Annotated in this window: 21 protein-coding genes and 3 tRNA genes; 16 read left to right on the plus strand and 8 right to left on the minus strand. The window is 69.0% G+C overall.

Annotated elements, in window-relative coordinates:
- Positions 1-14: 14 nt before the first annotated feature.
- The 5 genes from AOK00_RS38965 to AOK00_RS09790 all read right to left on the minus strand — a co-directional run bounded on the left by AOK00_RS38965 (position 15) and on the right by AOK00_RS09790 (position 4,944).
- On the minus strand, positions 15-431 hold the full coding sequence (locus tag AOK00_RS38965) for a hypothetical protein (RefSeq protein WP_159041723.1): 417 nt from the start codon (positions 429-431) through the stop codon (positions 15-17).
- Positions 428-856 carry a hypothetical protein gene (locus AOK00_RS09775; RefSeq protein WP_055599916.1) on the minus strand — a complete coding sequence of 143 codons (429 nt, stop codon included), beginning with the start codon at positions 854-856 and terminating at the stop codon, positions 428-430. Before AOK00_RS09775 ends, AOK00_RS38965 begins: the two co-directional genes overlap by 4 nt.
- 673 nt (positions 857-1,529) lie before the next feature.
- Positions 1,530-1,958, minus strand: a complete 429-nt coding sequence (locus AOK00_RS09780) for a hypothetical protein (RefSeq protein WP_159041724.1) — start codon at positions 1,956-1,958, stop codon at positions 1,530-1,532.
- Between the two features lie 1,046 nt (positions 1,959-3,004).
- Positions 3,005-3,661 (minus strand): SDR family oxidoreductase, encoded by a 657-nt coding sequence (locus AOK00_RS09785; protein WP_055599918.1) that lies wholly within the window; start codon positions 3,659-3,661, stop codon positions 3,005-3,007.
- Between the two features lie 2 nt (positions 3,662-3,663).
- Positions 3,664-4,944 (minus strand): amidohydrolase family protein, encoded by a 1,281-nt coding sequence (locus AOK00_RS09790; protein ID WP_055599919.1) that lies wholly within the window; start codon positions 4,942-4,944, stop codon positions 3,664-3,666.
- A 207-nt stretch (positions 4,945-5,151) separates the two neighbouring features.
- Here AOK00_RS09790 and AOK00_RS09795 point away from each other — a divergent pair.
- The 8 genes from AOK00_RS09795 to AOK00_RS09830 all read left to right on the plus strand — a co-directional run bounded on the left by AOK00_RS09795 (position 5,152) and on the right by AOK00_RS09830 (position 9,897).
- Positions 5,152-5,224, plus strand: a tRNA-Thr gene (locus AOK00_RS09795).
- Positions 5,225-5,267: 43 nt separating this feature from the next.
- Positions 5,268-5,340: transfer RNA gene (locus tag AOK00_RS09800), tRNA-Met, on the plus strand.
- A gap of 86 nt (positions 5,341-5,426) precedes the next feature.
- Positions 5,427-5,591 carry a 50S ribosomal protein L33 gene (gene rpmG, locus AOK00_RS09805; protein WP_003956487.1) on the plus strand — a complete coding sequence of 55 codons (165 nt, stop codon included), beginning with the start codon at positions 5,427-5,429 and terminating at the stop codon, positions 5,589-5,591.
- Between the two features lie 82 nt (positions 5,592-5,673).
- Entirely contained in the window at positions 5,674-6,126 is a 453-nt protein-coding gene (locus tag AOK00_RS09810) for a MaoC family dehydratase N-terminal domain-containing protein (protein ID WP_055599920.1), read from the plus strand.
- Between the two features lie 2 nt (positions 6,127-6,128).
- Positions 6,129-6,557 carry a MaoC family dehydratase gene (locus tag AOK00_RS09815; protein WP_055599921.1) on the plus strand — a complete coding sequence of 143 codons (429 nt, stop codon included), beginning with the start codon at positions 6,129-6,131 and terminating at the stop codon, positions 6,555-6,557.
- A 97-nt stretch (positions 6,558-6,654) separates the two neighbouring features.
- Positions 6,655-7,224 carry a TetR/AcrR family transcriptional regulator gene (locus AOK00_RS09820; protein ID WP_173861532.1) on the plus strand — a complete coding sequence of 190 codons (570 nt, stop codon included), beginning with the start codon at positions 6,655-6,657 and terminating at the stop codon, positions 7,222-7,224.
- Between the two features lie 98 nt (positions 7,225-7,322).
- Entirely contained in the window at positions 7,323-8,768 is a 1,446-nt protein-coding gene (locus AOK00_RS09825; protein ID WP_055599922.1) for an MFS transporter, read from the plus strand.
- 70 nt (positions 8,769-8,838) lie between these two features.
- A complete protein-coding gene (locus AOK00_RS09830) occupies positions 8,839-9,897 on the plus strand; it encodes a UDP-N-acetylmuramate dehydrogenase (protein WP_055599923.1) in 1,059 nt (352 codons plus the stop codon).
- A gap of 36 nt (positions 9,898-9,933) precedes the next feature.
- On the opposite strand, the gene AOK00_RS09835 is transcribed toward AOK00_RS09830, so the two are convergent.
- The 3 genes from AOK00_RS09835 to AOK00_RS09845 form a co-directional block, all read right to left on the minus strand.
- A complete protein-coding gene (locus AOK00_RS09835) occupies positions 9,934-10,566 on the minus strand; it encodes an NAD(P)-dependent oxidoreductase (protein ID WP_055599924.1) in 633 nt (210 codons plus the stop codon).
- 16 nt (positions 10,567-10,582) lie between these two features.
- Positions 10,583-11,605 carry an adenosine deaminase gene (locus AOK00_RS09840; RefSeq protein ID WP_055599925.1) on the minus strand — a complete coding sequence of 341 codons (1,023 nt, stop codon included), beginning with the start codon at positions 11,603-11,605 and terminating at the stop codon, positions 10,583-10,585.
- A gap of 118 nt (positions 11,606-11,723) precedes the next feature.
- Positions 11,724-12,950: a pyridoxal phosphate-dependent aminotransferase gene (locus AOK00_RS09845; RefSeq protein WP_055599926.1), complete on the minus strand. Its 1,227-nt coding sequence runs from the start codon at positions 12,948-12,950 to the stop codon at positions 11,724-11,726.
- 207 nt (positions 12,951-13,157) lie between these two features.
- On the opposite strand from AOK00_RS09845, the gene AOK00_RS09850 reads away from it, so the two are divergent.
- The 8 genes from AOK00_RS09850 to rplL all read left to right on the plus strand — a co-directional run bounded on the left by AOK00_RS09850 (position 13,158) and on the right by rplL (position 18,308).
- Positions 13,158-13,230: transfer RNA gene (locus tag AOK00_RS09850), tRNA-Trp, on the plus strand.
- Between the two features lie 103 nt (positions 13,231-13,333).
- Positions 13,334-13,615 carry a preprotein translocase subunit SecE gene (gene secE, locus AOK00_RS09855; protein WP_055599927.1) on the plus strand — a complete coding sequence of 94 codons (282 nt, stop codon included), beginning with the start codon at positions 13,334-13,336 and terminating at the stop codon, positions 13,613-13,615.
- Positions 13,616-13,659: 44 nt separating this feature from the next.
- Positions 13,660-14,562 carry a transcription termination/antitermination protein NusG gene (gene nusG / locus AOK00_RS09860; RefSeq protein ID WP_055599928.1) on the plus strand — a complete coding sequence of 301 codons (903 nt, stop codon included), beginning with the start codon at positions 13,660-13,662 and terminating at the stop codon, positions 14,560-14,562.
- A 158-nt stretch (positions 14,563-14,720) separates the two neighbouring features.
- Entirely contained in the window at positions 14,721-15,155 is a 435-nt protein-coding gene (rplK, locus tag AOK00_RS09865; RefSeq protein ID WP_030318720.1) for a 50S ribosomal protein L11, read from the plus strand.
- An 80-nt stretch (positions 15,156-15,235) separates the two neighbouring features.
- Positions 15,236-15,964, plus strand: coding sequence for a 50S ribosomal protein L1 (rplA, locus tag AOK00_RS09870; RefSeq protein WP_030318718.1), 729 nt, complete (start codon positions 15,236-15,238; stop codon positions 15,962-15,964).
- A 115-nt stretch (positions 15,965-16,079) separates the two neighbouring features.
- Positions 16,080-17,000: a hypothetical protein gene (locus tag AOK00_RS09875; protein WP_055599929.1), complete on the plus strand. Its 921-nt coding sequence runs from the start codon at positions 16,080-16,082 to the stop codon at positions 16,998-17,000.
- A gap of 284 nt (positions 17,001-17,284) precedes the next feature.
- Positions 17,285-17,815 (plus strand): 50S ribosomal protein L10, encoded by a 531-nt coding sequence (gene rplJ, locus AOK00_RS09880; RefSeq protein WP_030318714.1) that lies wholly within the window; start codon positions 17,285-17,287, stop codon positions 17,813-17,815.
- Between the two features lie 109 nt (positions 17,816-17,924).
- Positions 17,925-18,308 carry a 50S ribosomal protein L7/L12 gene (gene rplL / locus AOK00_RS09885; RefSeq protein WP_055599930.1) on the plus strand — a complete coding sequence of 128 codons (384 nt, stop codon included), beginning with the start codon at positions 17,925-17,927 and terminating at the stop codon, positions 18,306-18,308.
- Positions 18,309-18,476 lie beyond the last annotated feature (168 nt).

Below are 18,476 nucleotides of genomic sequence, written 5' to 3' on the forward strand. Positions count from 1 at the left end.
CCCCTGACGCCTGATCACCACAGGAGGGATGGAACCTGTTGTGTCAGGTCTGCCTCGCCAAGACTGTCAGCCATCTCCTGGGCTTCGCGAAGTCGCTGCTCTACGGGGCCCCAGTCGTCCTCGTAGCGCCTGAAGATCAATGCAGACGAGGGCCTACGCACATAACGATCGCCGCGTCGGGCGCCGAACCAAAATTCGATGGTGGCTGTCAGGCCGAGCGCGTCCGGGATGATGGCGAGACCCACCAGGCGTGTTATTGGGTCATCGTCCGGCCCGGTGCTGTATGACCATTCAAGGGCCCCATGACGATCGCCTCCACGGTTGATCGTCCTGTAGCGGGACCGATCGGGTACCTTGCCGTACTGCATGTGCGGAGCGGCAAAATCAAACCAGTCCTCGAATATGTGTTCCCTGGCGGATCCATCGGTCATGCCAGCACGACCTCCCACTTGGACAGAATCGACTTGGGTTCGAACCCTGCCAGAAGAATGTATTCGATCCCCAGTCCCCACCAAATAAATCGCGGCCCAGCCACGGTCTCCAGCGAGCGAGGGTCCAAGACGAGGGCGAAGGGTCTCTCTAGGGCAACACCTGGCAGCTCCAGATTGCTGATGACCTGGTCAGGCGGATAGGGCGTCGGCGTGGTGTAGATCTCTCGCGTGGTCCCGAGCCGGAACGTCGACAGGTCGGTCAGACTGCAGTACCGAAGAAGCACCCGACCGCCCAGCTCCCGCCCGATCTCATCCCCATTGCGAACTGGTAGGTCCTCGATTGGCGTATCGGGCGGCGCTATGTTGCGATGCCCGATCATCTGGGCGTCGATGTTGGTCGCCAGCAGGCTGACATGTATACCCATGCGATCACCCTCCTCCTCCAGCGTTGCAGTGGCTGCAGATGATCGCATTCTGGCTCAGAACTCCCTCCACAACGCGGTGTGCCGACTGGCGGCTTCATGGTCACGCCGTCCGGGGCGGCGGCCGGCCGTGGGCAGCGTCAGGCCCTCGCCAGCATCACTCGTTGTCCTGGTCTTTGTCCTGTGCGCTGGTGGACGCCAGGGTTCATCGCCGTCCGTGCACTCGGCTGAGCCGTTACGAGAACGGTGGTGAACGCCCGCGAACAGCCACGCGGACAGTTGGAAAGCGTGTTGGGAGCAACCCCTCACGAGTTCGAATCTCGTATCCTCCGCCAGCTCGAAGGGCCGGACCGCGAAGGCGGCCCGGCCCTTCGTCGCTTCCGGACCAAACACGCGTGCCCGCTTTCCGTAGAGAGGGACGTCGCCGCCGTGCTTGCACGCGGCCAGCGGCGGCGGCCCCTCACGCGGCAGCCCTCCCCACCCACTCGCGCGCTCTGAATTCACGCACCCAAACCGATGACATCCCTCACGCTTCGGCCCCTCGCCGCCCCTCTGACCTGACCTTTCCCCTCCCTCCGCTTCCCGCCCAAGTAGCGGCAGCGGTACGAGTAGCCCGCTGCTTAATGTCCATGAAGCTCCTAGTCGGCGAAGGTTGGGGAACGTTCAGGAAGCAGGCCTAGGGAGACCCGGGTGAGCTGAAGAGTCGTTCCTTGTGGATCCAGTACGTGTTGCGCAGGCGGGTGTAGTCGAAGTCGCCGCCCTGTGGAGTCCGCCCTACGGTCAGTAGCTTGTGTCGTTCGAGTTCCTTCCTTCCCTGGGTCCAGGTGTTGTGGGAGACGCCGTACGCTTCGCGCCTCTCCTTCGGAACATACCGGGGCCGGTCGTACCCGCCCTGAGATTCGAGGAGGATGAGTAGTAGGGCAATTGCTGTGGGGCCAAGCTCCACAATCCACCCCCGGCTCCAGAACTCGGTCGGGACACTGATGTAGCGTGCCAGGGCGCTCGCTCGCGAGTAGGGGAGGGCCGGCATATCGAGTGAAAGCATCTGAATCATGGGCGTATTGCCCTGTCGAGGCTTCAACTCAATGAACTTGTTCGCGGCCAACCACTTGAGATTGCTGTTGATTCGCCGGGGGCCGGTCTCAGAGGGCAGGGCGAGCATTCGGGACCAGAGCTGCGGTGTGGGCGGCCTCCGAATGTCGTGCGGTTCCGCAGTGGCCATCATCGTGATGCACAGATAGAGCTTGAGCCGTACTTCACCCCCGCGACCGCCTTGGATGAGCCGAGCCAGCGGTGGGGCGCCTGCGCCCTCCCTCGCCCTTACGAAGGAGGGCCAGAAGGGCACCTGGGTGCGTCGTGCAGCGGTGGTTACTGCCTTGTCCAGGAGCGTGACGGCAGACGGGAACAGGGGGTTCGGCAAAACTCGTCGACCTTTGCGAAGGAGAGACAGGCGGTACCAGGGGTACCAGGGGTCACGGGGGTACTAGTAGTCCTCTTCTTCCTTTCCTGCGCGAAGGGTTGGTCCTTCAATCGCATCGGTCATAGAGCTACTTCACGGCAGTCGTGCGTGTCCAGCAGGAGCGCTTAGTGACACCTTCGCAAAGGTGTATCCATTGCTTTGACCTGCGGTTTTGTGTCTGGCACGGTCGTCGTTGTGATCCCGATGGTCGTCGGGAGACCGTGCGAGCCTGGCGCGCAAACGCCAGGGAGGAGGGCAAGTGAGCTCAACTACCGCTTCGCAGCATGGGGTTTGGCTGGCCGTCATCATGCTCAGCAGCGTGTGTGCGGCGGTTGCTGCGGGAGTGCTCTTCTACGCGCTCGGCGCCGAGCCGACAGGAGTCGTCGCAGGGGCGGGTGGAGCCTTCGTGGCCACAGCGACGTTGGGGATGGCGGCGTATCGCTTCATGAATGAGCGGCCTGACACTGAAAGTTCATGAGCGCTGGACGAGGCGCGGACGACTGCTTCGCCTATGTGAGAACTGGCGCGCTTCGTCGCATGTCAGCGGCACTCCTGAGTGGCAGAAGCCAGAAGACTGTAAATCCGTCGGCTTAGCCTACCCAGGTTCGAATCCTGGCGTCGCCACGCGAAACGGAAGGTCCCCGGTGCTTGCACCGGGGACCTTCCTTCGTTTCGGGAGTGGCGCCCGCCCGTCAGTTTCCGGCCACGTCCTTCACGGCGACCGCGAGCGGGGTCGAGCCCGAGACCAGTTCCAGGGTCAGACCGGCCGTCGCCGGGGTGTCCAGGAGTTCGGCGATCGTCGCCGCCACGTCGTCGCGGGGGACCGGGCCGCGGCCCGTGCGGGCCTCCAGGCGGACCAGGCCGGTGCCCGCGTCGTCCGTGAGGCTGCCGGGGCGCAGGATCGTCCAGTCCAGGGCCGTACGGGACCGGACCTCGTCGTCGGCCGCGCCCTTGGCGCGCAGGTAGGCGTCGAAGACCCCGTCACCCGCGTGCGTGGCGTCCGCGCCCATCGACGAGACGACGATGTACCGGCGTACGCCCGCGCGTTCGGCCGCGTCGGCGAACAGGACCGCCGCCGCGCGGTCCACCGTGTCCTTGCGGTCCACGCCGCTGCCCGGGCCCGCGCCGGCCGCGAAGACGGCCGCGTCGGCGCCCTGGAGCACGGCGGCGACCATCTCGACCGACGCCGACTCCAGGTCCAGGACGACGGGCTCCGCCCCCGCGTCCCGCAGGTCCCCGGCCTGTTCCGGTTTGCGGATGATCCCCGCGACCTCGTGCCCGTGCGCCGAGAGCAGCCTCTCCAGGCGCCGGGCGATCTGTCCGTGTCCTCCAGCGATGACGATGCGCATACTCACGACCGTACGACGGGACCGGCCGGAGGGCTTCCCGGCTCGGGCGGGCGCTCCGGGCGTGCCTGGCGGGGCAGGTCGAGCGCCGCCGCCGAGTCGCAGTACTCGCGCACCGCGCTCGTCCGGGCCACCACCCGCCCCCGGTGCACCACGATCCGGCTGTACGCGAGGGACAGCACGCCCGACAGGCGCTCGCCGCGCACCGCGAGCAGCTCCGCCGGGAAGCCGGCCTCGACCCGCACCTCCGGCAGCCCCATCGATGCCCGTGCCTCCGTGCTCACCGCCGCGTACGCCTCCTCGGGCGGCAGTCCGCCGAGCGAGGCGAGGAGGTACGCCGCCTCCAGCGGATCGCCGCGTCCCACCGGGTTGGCCACGTCCCGCATCGCCCCGCTGCCCGCCGCGAGCCGCACCCCGGCCGCCCGCAGCAGCCGTACCGGCGCCGCGCCGCGCAGCTCGGTACCCCCGCAGCCGCCCTGCGGCAGGCACACCACGGTCACACCGGCCGCGGCGAGCCCGTCCGCCGCGCGCCGTGCCGCGTCGGAGGGGAGCCGGCCGAGGCCCGCGCAGGGTCCGATCGTCACGCCGGGCCGTAGCCCGCCGGCCATCGCCGCGAGCCGGGCGAGCCGTGCCGGGTCGTCCCCGTCGGTGTGCAGGTCGACCGGTACGCCGTGCTCGGCCGCGACCTCCAGGACCGCCTCCACGTACCCCGCCGGGTCGGGGTCGAGGTCCGGGCAGCCGCCCACCACCCCGGCGCCCATCTTCACCGCGTCCCGCAGCATCGCGAGGCCGTCCGCCCCGGCCGCCCCGGTGAGCAGTCTCGGCACCGCGACCGCGGTGAGGTCCACGAGGCCGCGGAGCGAGCGCCTGGCCTGGAGGACGGCTTCGAGCGGCCCGAGCCCGTGGACGTCGCCGATCCGCACGTGGGCGCGCTGCGCGGTCGCGCCGTGGCCGAGCTGGAGCAGCGCCGCCTCGGTGGCCCGGCGCTGCACCTCCTCGGGGGCGTACGAGACGGGCCCGGGGGAGTCGGCGGAGAGTGCGGTGTCGGAGTGGGCGTGGGGTTCGGCGGCGGCGGGCAGCAGCAGATAGCCGGCGAGGTCCACGCGCGCGCCCACGGCGGTGAGGCTGCCGGCCGTGCCGACCGCCTCGATCCGGCCGCCGACGAGCCGTACGTCCACGGTCCGACCGTCGGTGAGGCGTGCGTGGGAGAGCAGGAGCGAGGTCGAGTCGGCCGTGGTGGCGGCCCCGTCCTCGGGCGGCTGGGGCTGCTTGCTTTCGGCTGACATCGGGGCTCCTCAAGGCTCCTCAAGATCAAGATCACGAAGCGTGGGGCAGAGCCTAGGGGCGCCCGGACCGAGCTTCGAGGAGGAGCGCAATAGTCGTACCGATGAGGCCACGAGTGGCGTACGGGACGCCTGGTGAGGAGCGTCGCGGGGGCGTCGCGAAACGGATTTGGGTGATGGGCCGGAGACCGTGTAATGTCTTCCTCGCTCGCCCCAATAGCTCAGTCGGTAGAGCGTCTCCATGGTAAGGAGAAGGTCTACGGTTCGATTCCGTATTGGGGCTCTGGTGAGAAGGACCCGCCTTCGGGCGGGATCCGGATCATCAAAGCGGTGTAGCTCAGTCGGTAGAGCAAGCGGCTCATAATCGCTGTGTCACCGGTTCAAGTCCGGTCACCGCTACACACGGTAGCCGATTGTGGGGTCGGTCCTTCGATCGGCTACTCTTTTATGCGTTCATCCGTCCCATCCGTCCAAGGAGCACTCACGTGGCTGCCACCGACGTCCGCCCGAAGATCACGCTGGCCTGCGTGGAGTGCAAGGAGCGGAACTACATCACCAAGAAGAACCGGCGTAACAACCCGGACCGTCTTGAGATGAAGAAGCACTGCCCCCGCTGCAACTCGCACACTGCACACCGCGAGACGCGCTAACCAGGCTCGTACACGAGGCCGTCCCCACTCGGGGGCGGCCTCGTGTCGTTTGTCGGCAACAAATCCAGGAGGTATCGAGTCCATGGCGCTCGACCAGTCCTTCGTGGGCCGGACTTATCCGCCCACCCCGGCCTACGAGGTCGGCCGCGAGAAGATCCGCGAGTTCGCCGAGGCGATCGGGGACGCGAATCCCGCGTATGTCGACCAGGAAGCGGCCAAGGAGCTCGGGCACCCCGATGTGATCGCTCCGCCGACCTTTGTGTTCGCCATCACGTTCAAGGCGGCCGGCGCGGTCATCGAGGACCCCCAGCTGGGTCTGGACTACAGCCGGGTCGTCCACGGCGACCAGAAGTTCGCCTACGCGCGGCCGGTGCGTGCCGGGGACCGGCTCTCGGTCACCTCCACCATCGAGGCGATCAAGTCCCTCGCGGGCAACGACATCCTGGACATCCGCGGCGAGGTCCACGACGAGTCCGGCGAGCACGTCGTGACCGCCTGGACGAAGCTCGTCTCCCGCGCACCCGAGGGGGCCTGACCATGACCGCGAAGATCGCCTACGACGAGGTCGAGGTCGGCACCGAGCTGCCCGCGCAGACCTTTCCCGTGACGCGCGCCACACTCGTCCGGTACGCCGGCGCCTCCGGGGACTTCAACCCCATCCACTGGAACGAGAAGTTCGCGGTGGAGGTCGGTCTCCCCGACGTCATCGCCCACGGCATGTTCACCATGGCCGAGGCGATCCGCGTCGTCACCGACTGGGCCGGCGACCCCGCCGCCGTCGTCGAGTACGGCGTCCGCTTCACCAAGCCCGTCGTCGTCCCCAACGACGAGGCCGGTGCGCTGATCGAGGTCAGTGCCAAGGTCGCCGCGAAGCTGGACGACCGGCAGGTGCGGGTCGACCTGACCGCGATGTGCGGGGGCCAGAAGGTCCTGGGCATGTCCCGGGCCGTGGTCCGGCTCGCGTAGTCGCACCGATCCATCCCGATCAGGGGCGGGCGGCCGCGGAGAGCGGCCGCCCGCCTTTCCCGTTGCCAAGTTAGTGATTGAGTACTAACTTGGTCGCATGGTCAGGATGAGTGCGGAGGAGCGGCGCGAGAGCGTCATCCGCGCGGCGATGAGCGAGTTCAGCCGCGGTGGGTACTACGGCACGTCCACCGAGGCGATCGCCAGGCGCGTCGGCGTCTCGCAGCCGTACCTCTTCCGGCTCTTCCCGGGCAAGAAGGCCATCTTCCTGGCCGCCTCCGAGCGCTGCATCAGCGACACGATCCGGGTCTTCGAGGAGGCCTCGGAGGGGCTGACCGGCCAGGAGGCCCTGCATGCCATGGCCGCCGCGTACACCCGGATCATCACCGAGGACCCCGACCGGCTCCTCATGCAGATGCAGGTGTACGTGACCGTCGCCGCCGCCGAGGCGGCCGGTGACCACGAGTTCGGCGAGGCCGTACGGGCCGGCTGGACGGCGCTCTGGGAGACCGTCCACCTCGCGCTCGGCGCGGACGCCGACGAGACCACGACCTTCTTGGCGTACGGGATGCTCATCAACACCCTCGTCGCCATGGGCTTCCCGCCCGACCATCGGGTCTGGGAGGGGTTCTACCCCTCCGTCCGGCGCCCCGGCGATCCGGAGGAGTAGCGCCGGCGCACGCCGCCGCGTGTCACGCCCGTACGTCCCCGCTCTTTCATGGGCCCGAAAGTTAGTCAGCAATAACTAACCTAGTCTGAGGGGCAGTAATGAACCAGCCAGCAGCCCGCCGCGGTTCCGCCGCCTGGGCACTCGTCATCACCAGCGCCGCCGGCTTCATGGCGGCCCTCGACAACCTCGTCGTCACCACCGCCCTCCCCTCGATCCGCGAGGACCTCGGCGGAGCACTGCACGACCTCGAATGGACGGTGAGCGCGTACACCCTCACATTCGCCGTCCTCCTCATGTTCGGCGCCGCCCTCGGCGACCGCTTCGGCCGCCGCCGCCTCTTCATCGTCGGACTCACCGTCTTCACCGGCGCCTCCGCCGCGGCCGCCCTCGCCCCCGGCATCGACGCGCTGATCGCCGCCCGCGCCGTCCAGGGCGTCGGCGCCGCGATCATGATGCCGCTCACGCTCACCCTGCTCACCGCGGCCGTCCCGGCCGCCAAGCGCGGGACCGCCTTCGGCATCTGGGGCGCCGTCCAGGGACTCGCCGTCGCCTCGGGCCCCCTCATCGGCGGCGTCCTCACCGAGCACCTCTCCTGGCAGTGGATCTTCTGGCTGAACGTCCCGCTCGGCCTCGCCCTGCTGCCGCTCGCCCGGCTGCGTCTCGCCGAGTCGCACGGCACCGGCGCCCCCCTCGACATCACCGGCACGCTCCTCGCCAGCGGTGGCCTCTTCGGCATCGTGTACGGGCTGATCCGCGGCCCGATCGACGGCTGGACGTCGCTCACCGTCCTCGCCGGACTGATCGCCGGCACCGCGCTCATCGGCGGCTTCGTCCACCACGGCATACGCGCCAAGGCCCCGATGCTGCCCATGCGGCTCTTCCGCAACCGCGCCTTCTCCGGGATCAACGCGGCCAGCCTGCTGATGTTCCTCGGCATGTTCGGCTCGATCTTCCTGCTCAGCCAGTACATGCAGGGCGTCCTCGGCTACTCGCCCACCGAGGCAGGGCTGCGGATGCTTCCCTGGACCGGCATGCCGATGATCGTCGCGCCGCTCGCGGGCGCCCTCTCCGACCGCGTCGGCGGCCGCCCGGTCGTCGCCGCGGGCCTCGCCCTGCAGGCGATCGGCCTCGCCTGGTTCGCGCTCGTCCTGACTCCCGACGCCTCGTACGCCGCCCAGCTCCCCGCCCTCGTCGTGAGCGGCATCGGCATGGCGCTGTACTTCGCGCCGGCGGCCAACCTCGTGATGTCCAGCGTCCGCCCCTCCGAGCAGGGCATCGCGTCCGGCGCCAACAACGCGCTGCGCGAGGTCGGCGGCGCGCTCGGCGTCGCCGTGATGGCCTCGATCTTCGCCGCCCAGGGCGGCTACGAGTCCGGCGAGAGCTTCGTCGACGGCCTGCTGCCCGCGCTGTGGGTCGGCGCGGGAGCGGTGGCCCTCGGCGCGGTCGCGGTGCTGTTCGCGCCGTCGCGGCGCCAGGAGGCCCGGCGGAAGGCGGAGGCGGCGGCCGAGGCGGAGGCCGGGGAGAAGGACCTGATCGCCGCGTGATCGGGACCCGGGCCGTCCCGGCCGGAGACGAGACGTCTCCCGGCCGGGACGGCCCCGTACTCTTGAGCCCGTGCAGCCTCTTCTCGACGCCCCCCTCGCGCCCCTGACCACCTTCCGGCTCGGCGGTCCCGCGGCCCGGCTCGTCACCGCCACCACGGACGACGAGGTGGTCGCGGCCGTTCGCGAGGCCGACGCCACGGGGACGCCGCTGCTGATCATCGGCGGCGGGTCCAACCTCGTCATCGGGGACAAGGGCTTCGACGGCACCGCCCTGCGGATCGCGACCAAGGGCTTCGCCCTCGACGGGACGAGGCTGGAACTCGCCGCCGGTGAGGTCTGGACCGACGCCGTCGCCCGCACCGTCGAGGCCGGGCTCGCCGGGATCGAGTGCCTGGCCGGCATCCCCGGCTCGGCCGGCGCGACCCCGATCCAGAACGTCGGCGCGTACGGGCAGGACGTCTCCGCCACCGTGACCGAGGTCGTCGCCTACGACCGGCGCGCCGACGAGACCGTCACCCTCACCAACGCCGAGTGCGCCTTCTCGTACCGCCACAGCCTCTTCAAGGACCACCCCGAGCGGTACGTGGTCCTGCGCGTCCGCTTCGAGCTGGAGGACGCGGAGGGGCTCTCCGCCCCGATCAAGTACGCGGAGACCGCCCGGGCCCTCGGCGTCGGGGCCGGCGACCGGGTGCCGCTCGCGAAGGCCCGTGAGACCGTCCTCGCGCTGCGCGCCGGCAAGGGCATGGTCCTGGACCCGGAGGACCACGACACCTGGTCCGCGGGCTCCTTCTTCACCAACCCGATCCTCACGGCGGGGGAGTACGAGACCTTCCTCACGCGCGTGGCCGGGCGCCTCGGCGCGGACGTCACCCCGCCGGCCTTCCCCGCGGGCGAGGACGGCGCCGTGAAGACCTCCGCCGCGTGGCTGATCGACAAGGCCGGGTTCACCAAGGGGTACGGCTCCGGGCCCGCGCGGATCTCCACCAAGCACACGCTCGCGCTGACCAACCGGGGCGAGGCGACCACCGAGGACCTGCTCGCGCTGGCCCGTGAGGTCGTCGCCGGGGTCCACGAGGCGTTCGGCATCACGCTGGTCAACGAGCCCGTGACCGTCGGCGTCGCCCTGTAGGAGGTCCCGGGCGTCCCGGTCGCCCAGTACGCGGGTCTAGTACGCGACTCCCACGCCCTGCCGGACCGTGGCCGGGTCGTCGATCATCGCCAGCATCGCGTGCGCCACGTCCGCGCGGGCCAGCGAGCGACCCCGCGACGGGGTGCCGCCGACGACCGTGCGGTAGCGGCCGGTGCCCTGCCTGTCCGTCAGCCTGGGCGGGCGTACGGACGTCCAGTCCGCACGGCTCGCGGCGAGGTCCGACTCCATGAGCCGCAGATCGGCGTAGACGTCCTTCAGGACGCTGTTGATCACCGCGAGGACGGCCTTGTCCAGGACGCCCTGACCGTCCGGTACCGGGCCGAGCGGGGCCGCGCTCACCACGAGGAGACGGCGGACCTTCTCCGCCTCCATGGCCGTGAGCACCGAACGGGTCAGCCGGGCGGCCACGCCCGCGTCGGCGCGGGACCGGGCCCCGAGGCCCGACAGCACCGCGTCCCGGCCCCTGAGAGCCCCGCGCAGGCGCTCCGGGTCCGAGAGGTCGGAGCGGAGGACCGTGAGCCGCGCGCCGGAAGCCGTGAGCCGCGCCGGGTCCCGTACGACCGCCGTCACCTCGTGGCCGGAGGCCAGTGCCTGGGTCACGACCTCGCGGCCGATGCCGCCGGTCGCGCCGAAGACCGTGAGCTTCATGTCGCACCCTCCCCGATCACGCGGCCAGCCAGTCGTCGATCCCGGACAGCAGCTTCTCCTTGATGTCCTCCGGCGCCGCCGAGCCCCGTACCGACTGGCGGGCCAGTTCCGCCAGTTCCGGGTCCGTGAAGCCGTGGTGCCTGCGGGCGATCTCGTACTGCGCCGCCAGACGGGAGCCGAAGAGCAGCGGGTCGTCCGCGCCGAGGGCCATCGGCACCCCCGCGTCGAAGAGCGTCCGCAGCGGGACGTCCTCGTGCTTCTCGTACACCCCGAGAGCCACGTTGGACGCCGGGCAGACCTCGCACGTCACCCCCCGCTCCGCGAGCTTGCGCAGCAGTCGTGGGTCCTCGGCGGACCGGACTCCGTGGCCGACGCGGGACGCCCGCAGATCGTCCAGGCAGTCCCGTACGGACGCGGGCCCCGTCAGCTCGCCGCCGTGCGGGGCCGCGAGCAGACCGCCGTCGCGCGCGATGGCGAAGGCCCGGTCGAAGTCCCGCGCCAGGCCGCGCCGCTCGTCGTTGGAGAGCCCGAAGCCGACCACGCCCCGGTCCGCGAACCGCACCGCGAGCCGGGCGAGCGTCCGTGCCTCAAGGGGGTGCTTCATCCGGTTCGCCGCGACGAGCACCCGCATCCCGAGCCCGGTCTCCCGCGAGGCCGCCTCGACCGCGTCCAGGATGATCTCCAGGGCGGGGATGAGTCCGCCGAGGTGCGGGGCGTACGAGGTGGGGTCGACCTGGATCTCCAGCCAGCCCGAGCCGTCCCGGACGTCCTCCTGGGCCGCCTCGCGGACGAGCCGCTGGATGTCCTCGGGGGCGCGCAGGCAGGAGCGGGCGATGTCGTACAGCCGTTGGAAGCGGAACCAGCCGCGCTCGTCGGTCGCCCGCAGCTTCGGAGGCGTACCACTGCTCAGCGCCTCGGGAAGGTGCACGCCGTACTTGTCGGCCAGCTCGATCAGGGTGGTGGGCCGCATCGAACCGGTGAAGTGCAGGTGCAGATGGGCCTTGGGCAGCTGAGTGAGATCGCGGTAAACGTGCTCCATCGGCTGATCCTGCCGCACCCGAACGGAGGAAGGCACCCCGTTTCCCCGATCGGGACCTTGCTAGAACGCAAAAACGGGCCCCCGGCTCCGAAGAACCGGGGGCCCGCGAGGAGTGCGATCAGTTCTTCGCCTCGGCGAGGAGCTTCTGCAGGCGGGACACGCCCTCCACCAGGTCCTCGTCACCCAGCGCGTACGACAGGCGCAGGTAGCCCGGCGTGCCGAAGGCCTCGCCCGGCACGACCGCGACCTCGGCCTCGTCCAGGATCAGGGCGGCCAGCTCGACGGAGTTCTGCGGGCGCTTGCCGCGGATCTCCTTGCCGAGCAGGGCCTTCACCGAGGGGTACACGTAGAAGGCGCCCTCCGGGGTCGGGCACAGGACGCCCTCGATCTCGTTGAGCATCCGCACGATCGTCTGGCGGCGGCGGTCGAAGGCGCGCCCCATCTCCGCGACGGCGTCCAGGTTGCCCGAGACGGCGGCGAGGGCGGCGATCTGCGCGACGTTGCTCACGTTGGACGTGGCGTGCGACTGCAGGTTCGTCGCTGCCTTCACGACGTCCTTCGGGCCGATGATCCAGCCCACGCGCCAGCCGGTCATCGCGTACGTCTTCGCGACGCCGTTGACGACGATGCACTTGTCGCGCAGCTCGGGCATGACCGACGGCAGGGAGACGGCGGACGCGCCGCCGTAGACCAGGTGCTCGTAGATCTCGTCCGTGAGGACCCACAGACCGTGCTCGACGGCCCAGCGGCCGATCGCCTCGGTCTCGGCCTCGCTGTACACCGCGCCGGTCGGGTTGGACGGCGAGACGAAGAGGACGACCTTGGTCCGCTCCGTACGGGCCGCCTCCAGCTGCTCCACCGAGACCCGGTAGCCGGTGGTCTCGTCGGCCACGACCTCCACCGGGACGCCGCCCGCGAGGCGGATCGACTCCGGGTACGTCGTCCAGTACGGCGCCGGGACGATGACCTCGTCGCCCGGGTCGAGGATCGCGGCGAACGCCTCGTAGATCGCCTGCTTGCCGCCGTTGGTCACCAGGACCTGGGAGGCGTCGACCTCGTAGCCGGAGTCGCGCAGCGTCTTGGCGGCGATGGCGGCCTTCAGCTCGGGCAGACCGCCGGCCGGCGTGTAGCGGTGGTACTTCGGGTTCTTGCAGGCCTCGACGGCCGCGTCGACGATGTAGTCCGGGGTCGGGAAGTCGGGCTCACCCGCGCCGAAACCGATCACCGGGCGCCCGGCGGCCTTGAGGGCCTTGGCCTTGGCGTCGACGGCGAGGGTGGCGGACTCGGAGATCGCACCGATCCGGGCGGAGACCCGACGCTCGGTGGGAGGGGTAGCAGCGCTCATACGGCCCATCGTCCCAGACCTCATCAAGGCCCGGCACACAGGTTTCACGGACCGGACAGGACCGGTCATTCCCGGTCGTACGCGCGTCCGACGGCAGGCCGGTCGTGGTTTCTGTTCGACGCGGGGGCCTCTGACCACGTATGCTCACTCCTCGTTGGCCCGCACCGACCACATCTCACGATGCGGTACGTTGAGGGACACCAGCAAAGGGTCGTAGCTCAATTGGTAGAGCACCGGTCTCCAAAACCGGCGGTTGGGGGTTCAAGTCCCTCCGGCCCTGCTACACACACCGCCAGGTGTTGTGCGCATGTACGTACTTCATTGCACCGCCGTGCGGCTCCACCCGGGCGCGGCACGGCCGACCCGGAATCAGGTGAGAGATCGTGACGGACGCCGTAGGCTCCATCGACATGCCTGATGCCGATGACGAGGCCGAGAAGAAGAAGTCCCGCAAGGGCGGCAAGCGCGGAAAGAAGGGCCCCCTGGGCCGTCTCGCGCTCTTCTACCGCCAGATCGTCGCCGAGCTCCGCAAGGTCGTCTGGCCCACGCGCAGCCAGCTGTCGACGTACACCACTGTGGTGATCATCTTCGTCGTCATCATGATCGGCCTTGTCACCGTGATTGACTATGGCTTCCAGGAAGCAGTCAAGTACGTCTTCGGCTGACTTTTTGTTCCACCCCATCTGTATCGCAGGAAGAAGCAGCCACCGTGTCTGACGCGAACCTGAACGACGCCTTCGAGTCCGAGTCCGTCGAGGACGAGCTGGACATCGTCGAGGCCGCCGACGAGGACCAGGCCGACGCTGCTGACGACGTTGCCGGCGAGGCCGCCGAGGAAGCCGCTCTCCAGGTCGAGGACGAGGACCAGGACGAGGCGGAGACCGACGAGGACGCCGAGGCCGAGGCCGAGGGTGACGAGGACGACGAGTCCGTCGCCGACGAGGTCGAGGACGCCGAGGAAGAGACCGAAGAGGAGGCCGAGCCGGCCGCCCCGGTCGACCCGGTCGCCGCGCTCCGCGAGGAGCTGCGCACCCTGCCCGGCGAGTGGTACGTCATCCACACCTACGCGGGCTACGAGAAGCGCGTGAAGGCCAACCTCGAGCAGCGTGCCGTCTCGCTCAACGTCGAGGACTTCATCTACCAGGCCGAGGTCCCCGAGGAAGAGATCGTCCAGATCAAGGGCGGCGAGCGGAAGAACGTCAAGCAGAACAAGCTTCCCGGCTACGTGCTCGTCCGCATGGACCTGACGAACGAGTCCTGGGGCGTCGTCCGCAACACGCCCGGTGTCACCGGCTTCGTGGGCAACGCCTACGACCCGTACCCGCTGACCCTGGACGAGATCGTCAAGATGCTCGCCCCGGAGGCCGAGGAGAAGGCCGCCCGCGAGGCCGCCGAGGCCGAGGGCAAGCCGGCTCCGGCCCGCAAGCTGGAGGTCCAGGTGCTGGACTTCGAGGTCGGCGACTCGGTCACCGTCACCGACGGCCCCTTCGCCACCCTCCAGGCGACCATCAACGAGATCAACCCCGACTCGAAGAAGGTCAAGGGCCTCGTCGAGATCTTCGGTCGCGAGACCCCGGTCGAGCTCAGCTTCGACCAGATCCAGAAGAACTGATCCCACAAGTTTCCGACCAGGTCAGAGTGGCTCTTGCAGCCGCTCTGACCTGCTCGGTTTTTGGCCGCGCGTCTATACCCGTTATCGTTGTGCGGTATGCCTGCATCCGGATGACCGGATGGCGGGCTGAACACTCTCACTAGGACCCGGAGAGAGCAATGCCTCCCAAGAAGAAGAAGGTCACGGGGCTTATCAAGCTCCAGATCAACGCTGGTGCGGCCAACCCGGCCCCGCCGGTCGGTCCCGCGCTGGGCCAGCACGGCGTCAACATCATGGAGTTCTGCAAGGCCTACAACGCCGCGACCGAGTCGCAGCGTGGCATGGTCGTGCCGGTGGAGATCACGGTCTACGAAGACCGCTCCTTCACCTTCATCACCAAGACTCCGCCGGCCGCCAAGCTGATCCTCAAGGCCGCTGGTGTGGACAAGGGCTCCGGCGAGCCGCACAAGACCAAGGTCGCCAAGCTCACGGCTGCCCAGGTCCGCGAGATCGCCACGGTCAAGCTCCCCGACCTGAACGCCAACGACCTGGACGCCGCGTCCAAGATCATCGCTGGCACCGCCCGTTCCATGGGCATCACGGTCGAGGGCTGATCACCTCCCCCTCGTGACCTAGTGGTAGGGCCAGCGCTGGCCCGCACCACGACTCCACACCTGAACCAACAGGAGAAGCAGTGAAGCGCAGCAAGACCCTCCGCGCAGCGGACGCCAAGATCGACAGCGAGAAGCTCTACGCTCCTCTCGAGGCCGTCCGTCTCGCCAAGGACACCTCCAGCACGAAGTTCGACGGCACCGTCGAGGTCGCCTTCCGCCTGGGCGTCGACCCGCGCAAGGCCGACCAGATGGTCCGTGGCACCGTGAACCTTCCGCACGGCACCGGCAAGACCGCCCGGGTCCTGGTCTTCGCGACCGGTGACCGTGCCGAGGCCGCGATCGCCGCGGGCGCCGACATCGTCGGCTCCGACGAGCTCATCGACGAGATCTCCAAGGGCAACCGCCTGAACGAGTTCGACGCCGTTGTGGCCACCCCGGACCTCATGGGCAAGGTCGGCCGCCTCGGCCGCGTCCTCGGCCCGCGTGGTCTCATGCCGAACCCCAAGGTCGGCACCGTCACCCCCGATGTCGCCAAGGCTGTCAACGACATCAAGGGCGGCAAGATCGAGTTCCGCGTCGACAAGCACTCGAACCTGCACTTCATCATCGGCAAGGTCTCCTTCGATGACACGAAGCTGGTCGAGAACTACGCCGCGGCCCTGGACGAGATCCTCCGTCTGAAGCCGTCCGCCGCGAAGGGTCGCTACATCAAGAAGGCGACCATCACGACGACGATGGGCCCCGGCATCCCGCTGGACTCGAACCGCACCCGCAACCTCCTCGTCGAGGAGGACCCGGCCGCGGTCTGAGCCCTTCCGGCTCGCTGAGTGGTCAGCCGGCCCCGCACCTCTTCGGAGGTGCGGGGCCGGCTTTTTGTTACGGTTCGAGGGACCGTACGAGGGTGCTCAAGGGGTGGGGGAACAGATGAACGTGTCCGTGTGGAAGCGCGCGGGGGTCGCCCTGACGGCCGTGGCCGTCGTCACCGGTGTCGCGGGGTGTCAGGACGGCGACGGGAAGGCCGCGGGCGCCGACAAGGCGCAGACGCAGAGCCTCGGCGACATCACGAAGGTGATCCGGACCGCGTACGAGAAGACCTCGGCCGCCAAGTCCGCGAAGATCCGGATGACGATGGACCTGCCGGCCGGTCTCGAGGGCGGCGGAACCATGGAGATGACCGGCGTCCAGGGCTGGGACCCGGCCGTCATGGACATCACCGTCAAGGGCTCGATGCTGGGCGCGGCCAACGCCGGCGGCCCCGACACGATGCGCATGATCATGCTCGGAAACGTCATGTACATGGACATGGGTGCCGAGCAGGCCGCCCAGATGGACGGCAAGCGCTGGATGAAGCTCGACGTGCGGGCCGCCGCGGAGGCCTCCGGCGACAAGGCCCTGTCGAAGTCGATGACCGGCGGCCTGGAGAACATGAACCAGGACCCGGCCAAGCAGCTCGCCCTGCTCCTCGACTCGCCCAACCTCAAGCACCTCGGTGCCGAGAAGGTCGACGGCGTCGAGGCCCAGCGCTACAAGGGCACGCTGACCCTGGAGCAGATGGTCGCCGCCAACAAGTCCCTGGAGGTGCTGTCCGAGAAGGACCGCGCGGACCTGGTCGAGAGCGTCAAGAAGGCCGGCATCACGGCGTACGACACCGAGGTCTGGGTCCGTGAGGACGGCTACCCGGCCCGGATGGACATCGGTACGAAGACGGCGCAGGGCACGGTGACGATGGGGATGCACTTCTCCGACTACGGCGCCAAGGCCACCGTCCAGGCTCCGCCCGCCAAGGACACCGTCGACCTCTTCGAGATGCTCAAGGGTCTCGGCGCGGGGGGCGGTCAGGCCTGACGCGCGGCAGGCGTCCGGGGGCGGTCAGGCCGGATTTGCCCCCGGGCGTGACGGTCGCGTACTCTTCCGAGGAAGCCAAAGACCGCTGGTCGTCACTGTGCCGTCAAGGTGCGGTGGCCGAAGGATTCGCTGCGACGCGAACGACCCGCGCAGGTGATTGTGGATGAGTTCCCGGATCTTCGTGATGCGGTTGAGCTGAGCCCCGAGCGCCTGCGCCCGGGGCGTTTTTGTTGTGGCAGTGCCTTCTGAGCGGTCCTCATCACCCGGAAGGAGGCCGACGCTCTATGGCAAGGCCCGACAAGGCTGCCGCGGTAGCCGAGCTTGAGGACAAGTTCCGCAGCTCGAACGCCGTCGTGCTGACCTCGTACACGGGGCTCACCGTGGCGCAGCTGAAGACGCTGCGTCGTTCGCTCGGTGAGAACGCCCAGTACGCCGTGGTGAAGAACACGCTGACCAAGATTGCGGCCAACCAGGCCGGCATCTCCGCGCTGGACGACCAGCTTGCTGGTTCGACCGCGGCCGCCTTCGTCACCGGTGACCCGGTGGAGTCGGCGAAGGCTCTGCGTGACTTCGCCAAGGAGAACCCGAACCTCGTCATCAAGGGCGGTGTCCTTGACGGCAAGGCGCTGTCCGCCGACGAGTTCAAGAAGCTCGCGGACCTCGAGTCCCGCGAGGTTCTGCTCAGCAAGCTGGCCGGCGCGTTCAAGGGCAAGCAGTCCCAGACTGCCTCGCTCCTGCAGGCGCTGCCGTCGAAGTTCGTCCGCACCGCGGAGGCGCTTCGCGTCAAGCTCGCCGAGCAGGGCGGTGCCGAGTAATTCGGCTCGCGTCATGATCTGCGCCGCCTAGGCACAGGTCGTAGCGGGCCGTAACGCCCGCCTCTCTATACATCCGGCACCTGCCGAATTAGTGGAAGGATCGCCCATCATGGCGAAGCTCTCTCAGGACGACCTCCTCGCCCAGTTCGAGGAGATGACCCTCATCGAGCTCTCCGAGTTCGTGAAGGCCTTCGAGGAGAAGTTCGACGTCACCGCCGCCGCGGCCGTCGCCGTTGCCGGCCCCGCCGCGGGTGGCGCTGCCCCCGAGGCCGCCGAGGAGCAGGACGAGTTCGACGTCATCCTCGAGGGTGCCGGCGACAAGAAGATCCAGGTCATCAAGGTCGTGCGCGAGCTCACCTCCCTGGGCCTCAAGGAGGCCAAGGACCTCGTCGACGGCACCCCGAAGCCGGTCCTCGAGAAGGTCGCGAAGGAGGCCGCCGAGAAGGCTGCCGAGTCCCTCAAGGCCGCCGGCGCCTCCGTCACGGTCAAGTAAGACCGTTACGAGTCGCTGAAGCTGACTCCTGCCCCCGTGTAACGCGGGGGCATCGAAAGGCGATCACCCTTCTGGGTGGTCGCCTTTCGGCGTTCCCCGGGAAGGGCGTGGCGGGGGGCCCGAGGGCCGTCGGCGGCGGAGTATGGTGATCTTCGCCGTGCGCCCCGC

Origin of the sequence: Streptomyces aureus (assembly GCF_001418135.1) — a bacterium.
GTDB classification, from domain to species: domain Bacteria; phylum Actinomycetota; class Actinomycetes; order Streptomycetales; family Streptomycetaceae; genus Streptomyces; species Streptomyces aureus_A.